The organism is Cohnella laeviribosi DSM 21336, from assembly GCF_000378425.1.
Classification (GTDB): domain Bacteria; phylum Bacillota; class Bacilli; order Paenibacillales; family Paenibacillaceae; genus Cohnella; species Cohnella laeviribosi.
The window spans coordinates 1-5,236 of the sequence record NZ_KB899881.1 but is presented as its reverse complement, the minus strand read 5'-3'; the positions used below and the strand labels follow the sequence as shown (position 1 = coordinate 5,236).

6 protein-coding genes and 1 pseudogene are annotated in these 5,236 nt (G+C 57.8%); 5 read left to right on the top strand and 2 right to left on the bottom strand.

What is annotated here, in order from left to right:
• On the bottom strand, positions 1-234 hold a 234-nt coding region (locus tag F560_RS0121755), incomplete at its 3' end, for a transposase (protein ID WP_019007825.1).
• Between the two features lie 179 nt (positions 235-413).
• Here F560_RS0121755 and F560_RS24015 point away from each other — a divergent pair.
• The 5 genes and pseudogenes from F560_RS24015 (at position 414) to F560_RS0121730 (ending at position 4,913) form a co-directional block, all read left to right on the top strand.
• Positions 414-1,616, top strand: a complete 1,203-nt coding sequence (locus F560_RS24015) for a peptidylprolyl isomerase (RefSeq protein ID WP_019007824.1) — start codon at positions 414-416, stop codon at positions 1,614-1,616.
• Between the two features lie 277 nt (positions 1,617-1,893).
• Positions 1,894-2,187 (top strand): annotated as a pseudogene (locus tag F560_RS0121745) (ABC transporter); the annotation flags it as partial.
• A gap of 24 nt (positions 2,188-2,211) precedes the next feature.
• Positions 2,212-3,258 carry a FecCD family ABC transporter permease gene (locus F560_RS0121740; protein WP_019007822.1) on the top strand — a complete coding sequence of 349 codons (1,047 nt, stop codon included), beginning with the start codon at positions 2,212-2,214 and terminating at the stop codon, positions 3,256-3,258.
• On the top strand, positions 3,255-4,286 hold the full coding sequence (locus F560_RS0121735) for a FecCD family ABC transporter permease (protein ID WP_019007821.1): 1,032 nt from the start codon (positions 3,255-3,257) through the stop codon (positions 4,284-4,286). Before F560_RS0121740 ends, F560_RS0121735 begins: the two co-directional genes overlap by 4 nt.
• Positions 4,287-4,469: 183 nt before the next feature.
• Positions 4,470-4,913, top strand: a complete 444-nt coding sequence (locus tag F560_RS0121730) for an SRPBCC family protein (protein ID WP_019007820.1) — start codon at positions 4,470-4,472, stop codon at positions 4,911-4,913.
• Between the two features lie 97 nt (positions 4,914-5,010).
• Here the strand turns inward: F560_RS0121730 and F560_RS0121725 are convergent.
• Positions 5,011-5,236 (bottom strand): IS3 family transposase (locus tag F560_RS0121725; RefSeq protein ID WP_019007819.1); only part of this gene is annotated, 226 nt, incomplete at its 5' end.

The following is a 5,236-nucleotide window of genomic DNA, read 5'->3' as shown; positions in this document are numbered from 1 at the left end:
CTTCTCTAGATGCTCCTGCTTGCTCTCATACTCCTTTCTCAGTTTGTCGGCTTCGCTGGTTTTCTTTTCGAACACCATTGAAGCACGCTCAAGGAACTCAGCCTTCCACCGGCTAACCATCACCGGGCTCAGTTCATACTTAGCAGCGATCTCGTTTACAGTATGCTCCTCACGGAGGACCTCCAACACAACCTTTGTCTTGAATTCTGAGGAATATCGGTTCCGTTTTTCCATAGCCTCATTATAACTTATTTATCACCTCTCCCGTGTCTCAACCTATGGGAGCATTATATGGAATGAATATTCTTTGCTCTACTTTTTTTTACGAATTTTAGGTTATATTAATGAAAATCGCGAAAAATTTGATATATTGAATCAATAGGCCTTTAATAAACGAGGAGGAATTTTAAAGAATGAGCGATTTGGAAAAAGACAAGGCACAGGACCCAAGCGAACTGAATCCCCCGGAGCCGGCGGCGGACAAGCCTCAGGCGTTTGACCGGGAGGAAGCAAACGAAACGGAAAACGGGAACGAAATCGAAAACGGCGGGGACCGGCCCGCGGCTTCCGGGACGTCCGCTTCCGCCAAAGGCGGTTTCGGCGCCCGCGTTGCGCTGCCTTGGGCGATTGCGGTTATCGCGGTCGTCGCGCTTGTGATCGTGCTGACCCGCGGAACGGCCGCAGGCGGGATGAACGAAGCGGTCGGCGAAGTGGGCGGCGAGAAGGTGACCAAGGCGGAGCTGTATGACGAGCTGGTCAAGCAGATCGGCGGCGAAGCGCAGGCGGGCCAGGTGCTGGATCAGTATATGTGGAGAAAATTGATCGAATACGAAGCCGAGAAAGCGGGCGTTGAAGTGACGGATGCCGATTACGCTGCGGCTCTCGAAGACATCAAAACGCAAAACGGCATTGCCAGCGACGAGCAGCTCGAACAGGCGCTGGCGTACAGCGGCATTACGCTGGAAGCTTACAAAGAGCAGGCCATTCGCCCTCAACTGCTGCTGCGCGGCATTTTCGAGAAAAATCTCGCTCCGACCGAGGACGATCTGAAAGCGTACTACGAAGCGAACAAAGAGAAGTTCGGCACGCCGGAACAGGTGAAAGCTTCGCATATCCTGCTTGGATCGAAGGAGGAAGCGGAAGCGGTTCTCCGGCAGTTGAAGCAAGGCGCCGACTTCGCCAAGCTGGCGCAGGAAAAGTCGCTCGATTCGGGCTCCAAGGACAACGGCGGCGATCTCGGATTTTTCGGCAAAGGCGTCATGAACGAGCCGTTTGAAAAGGCCGCGTTCGCTTTGAAGAAAGGCGAAATGAGCGGCGTCGTCGAATCGCCGAACGGCTTCCACATCATCAAGGTCACCGACCGCAAGGAAGCGGTTATCCCGCCTTACGAAGAAGTCAAGGACAAGGTCAAAGCCGCCTATCTGGACAGCAAAGTGAACGAAGGCCTTAACGATTGGATCGAGAAAGCCAAGAAGGATGCCGGATACAAGAACTTCTTGAGCGAAAAGGACGCTCCGGCTTCGGAGTCGCCGGACGCCGTTCCGTCGGCAAGTCCTTCCGCTAGCCCTTCCGCAAGCCCGTCCGCAAGCGCGTCTGCGAGCGCGGGCAACAAGTAAGAAAGATACACGCAAATCAAAAGCCGTAGCCGAAGCGGAGCGTTCGCCGCAGGCGCGGCTTTTTTTCGATCTCCGGCGCAAAAATCGGAGTTTTCCGAAAATAACTTCCGCCGTTGAATGTCCTCCTATTCTACGCTACAATAGGGGGTAATTGATAACAATTCTCACTTGAAATTCCGAACGAAAATAGCCGTAAAGGCTGCTTTCGTTCCGAAAAGCCGGCTATTATCGGAGGTGCTCTTTGCTTCGCCGTTTTTTTCGTATTACCGTCCTTATAAAGGAGCGCCTTGCGATCGCGCGGATGTTCTTGAAAAATCCGCCGATCCTGATTCTCGACGAAGCGACTTCCGCGCTCGACACGGAGACCGAAGCCGCGATCCAACAGTCGCTGGCCGAATTGTCGGAAGGGCGGACCACGCTGGTGATCGCGCATCGTTTGGCCACGATCAAGAACGCAGACCGGATCGTGGTCGTCACCGAGAACGGCATCAGCGAGCAAGGCAGACACGAGGAACTGGTGTCCATGGGAGGCCACTACAGCCGGCTTTATCAGGTCCAGTTCGGTTCATAACACGATAAGGAAGGATTCGCGATCATGACATCCACTTTGGAATCCGCATCGCAGGAAACGCCCCAAGTGCGTTCCAGGCCATTGACGGCCGCCTTGATCTTGATCGGCGGCCTGGCGGCGCTCGCGTTCGGCCTCGCTTTGTCGATTTCGGTCGGCGCCGCGGACATCAAGCTTTCCACCGTCTGGGAGGCGGTCTTTCATTTCAACGGCGACTTGACCCAGCATCAGGTCATCCGCGAGCTGCGCATGCCCCGCGCCATCGCCGGCGCGCTCGTCGGCGCCGCGTTCGCGACGGCGGGAGCGATCATGCAGGGGATGACGCGCAACCCGCTCGGGGACCCCAGTCTGCTCGGCATCAATGCCGGCGCCGGCTTTGCGCTTGCGATTTGCTTTGCGTTTTTGCCCGGCCTGCCGTTCGGACAGGTCACCCTGATCTCGTTTCTGGGAGCTGCGCTGGGCACCGTGCTCGTGTACGGCATCGGTTCGGCCGGACGGGGAGGTCTGACCCCGGTCAGGCTTGCGCTGGCGGGGGCGGCCATCTCCATGCTGCTCGTTGCGCTGAGCGAAGCCATATCGATTCATTTTCGCATCGGGCAGGAGCTGGTTTTCTGGTATGCGGGAGGAGTCGCGGGCATCAAGTGGTCCCAGGTCGCCGTGATGGCGCCGTGGATCGGCGCCGGCCTGATCGGCGCCATGCTCATGTCGCGCTCGATCACGCTCCTCAGCCTTGGCGACGAAGTGGCTTCCGGCCTGGGGCTTCGCATCGGTCTGGCCAAATTGTTCGGCTCCGTGCTCGTGCTCGTTCTGGCGGGCGCCTCGGTCGCGGCGGTGGGCGGAATCAGCTTTGTCGGGCTGATCGTTCCGCACATTGCCCGTTCGCTCGTCGGCGCGAGTTACAGGTGGATCATCCCGTGCTCGGCCGTGCTGGGCGGGCTGCTGCTCGTGTTCGCCGACATCGGCGCGAGAATGATCCACCGCGGGTTCGAGACGCCGGTAGGAGCGCTGATCGCGTTGATCGGCGTGCCGTTCTTCCTGTATCTGATTCGCCGGATGAGGAGGGAGACGGTGTGAGCGCCTCGGCTCTTGAGCAAGCGAAACGCAGGAACAACGCCCGCGCGTGGTCGATCCTGCTTATTTTGGCCGTTCTGATTGTGATCGTTTTTATCGTCAGCATGAACACCGGGTATACCCGTTTGTCTCCGGCCGACGTTCTCAAGACGTTATTCGGTTACGGCACGGAAAAACAAAGCCTTATTTTATTCGAATTCCGGCTGCCCCGCATCGTGGTTTCGATTCTGATCGGGGCGGGACTGGCGCTGTCGGGCTGCGTGCTGCAGGGGATTACGCGCAATCCGCTGTCGGACCCCGGCGTCCTCGGCATCAACTCGGGAGCGGGTCTGATGGTGGTCCTGTTCGTGGCCTTCTACCCGTCAAACGAAGCGTCGCCGGTATTTCTCCTGCCGGTGCTTGCGTTGATCGGGGCGCTTGCGACGGCGGGGCTGCTGATGCTGCTTTCGTACAAAAAGAGCGAAGGCGTTTCGCCGATGCGGATGGTGCTGTCCGGGATTGCGATTGCGGCGGCGATCCAGGCGGCGATGATTATTCTCACGATCCGAATGGACCCGAACGAATATCAGTTCGTGCAGGTCTGGATTGCGGGCAGCATCTGGGGAACGACGTGGAAATTCGTGCTTGCGCTGCTGCCGTGGATCGTCATTCTGTTTCCGTATGTGTTATTCAAAGCCAAGACGCTTAACGTGCTCAACCTGGGCGAGCATCTTGCAGCCGGCCTTGGCGCGCCCGTCGGACGCGAACGGCTGCTGCTGCTTGCCGCGGCGGTCGCGTTGGCCGGCTCGTGCGTCGCCGTCGGCGGCGCGATCGGCTTCGTCGGGCTGATTGCGCCGCATCTGGCGCGCCGACTGGTCGGCTCCCGGCACGAAACGCTCATTCCGGCTTCGGCGCTGACCGGTGCGCTTCTGGTTCTTGTCGCCGATACGATTGGCCGGGTCGTCCTGCAGCCGTCGGAAATACCGACCGGCATCGTCGTGGCGGTCATCGGCGTGCCGTATTTCCTCTATCTGCTCGCCAAAGCCAAGTAGGCCGGAGTCTCCGGACAGCCGCGTCATACGATAGACCGGCACGAATAGACTAGAAGAAGAAACCGGCGGCGCGAGCGTTCATGCGTTTCATCTTTGGCATCTGCTCACAGGCGGCCTCGCGCGCCGGAAGATGAACTTGGGCGGGATGGTGCTCGAATCATGCCAGGACAAGGCGAGGTGCCGATGAAGCCGGTATTGCGTTCCAAGACGCTGATGATTTACGCCGATTGCCCGTTCGGTGAGGCTTACGATTACATCTCCGATCCGAACCATTTGCCCCGGTGGGCCCCCGGATTTTACCGGTCCGTACGGAAGGCGGAGGAAGGCTGGATCGCGGAAACGCCGGAAGGGCCGAAACGCGTCCGGTTCGCCGACCCAAACGAATTCGGGGTGCTCGATCATTGGGTAAGCCCCATAAGCGAAGCCGGGGCGGCAGCCGGGGAAAAAACGCTGCGCCCAATGCGCGTCCTTCCGAAAGGCGCCGGATGCGAAGTGATGTTTACCGTGTTTCAGCAAGCCGGTAAGACGTACGAACAATTCGTGGAAGATACGAAAGCGGCGGAACAGGATTTGAGACGGTTAAAAATCGAGCTGGAGAAGGTCGGCGGAGCTCTCCGGCCGGAATAGCCGTTTCCGGATCGCCGGAGCCGCGAACGGACGAAGGGGCTGTCCCGAAGGTGAACTGACCCCCGTCAAGTAGACAGTACAAAAAAATAAAAATCGGTTAAGCGGCCTTGGTCCTGAATTCCATGGGACTGAGGCCGTTTAGTTTTGCCTGTAATCGCTCGTTATTGTAAAAACGGATGTAGTCATCTATGTCTTTTTTGAGTTCCTCAAAGGTACTGTATGTATGCAAATAATACCTCTCACATTTCAGGGTTCCCCAGAAGGCTTCCATTGGACCATTATCAATACACCTGCCAACTCGGGACATGCTCTGGGTTAGTTTG